Here is a 217-nt window from a genome sequence, read left to right on the forward strand (position 1 = left end):
TACATTTTGTATAATTTTATATATTTTTACAGTTTGTTTTGTGTCAAATCTGTTCCGCGGTCCCTGGTTCAGTACAGGTCCCGGATGATCTCCACGCACTTGTCGATGCCCAGTGTACCGCTGTTCAGCGTCAGGTCGTAGTTCTGGGCGTGGCCCCATTTCATGTTGGTGTAAAAGCGGTGGTAGGCAGCACGGCGTTTGTCCTTGTCACGCAGGC

Annotated in this window: 1 protein-coding gene; it reads right to left on the reverse strand. The window is 49.3% G+C overall.

Annotation, left to right across the window (positions count from 1 at the left end; translation table 11 throughout):
* Positions 1 to 68: 68 nt before the first annotated feature.
* Positions 69 to 215 carry a cytidylate kinase family protein gene (locus H6B10_RS18825; protein ID WP_275951121.1) on the reverse strand — a complete coding sequence of 49 codons (147 nt, stop codon included), beginning with the start codon at positions 213 to 215 and terminating at the stop codon, positions 69 to 71.
* Positions 216 to 217 lie beyond the last annotated feature (2 nt).

Source organism: Gemmiger formicilis, from assembly GCF_016901605.1.
Classification (GTDB): Bacteria; Bacillota; Clostridia; order Oscillospirales; family Ruminococcaceae; genus Gemmiger; species Gemmiger formicilis_B.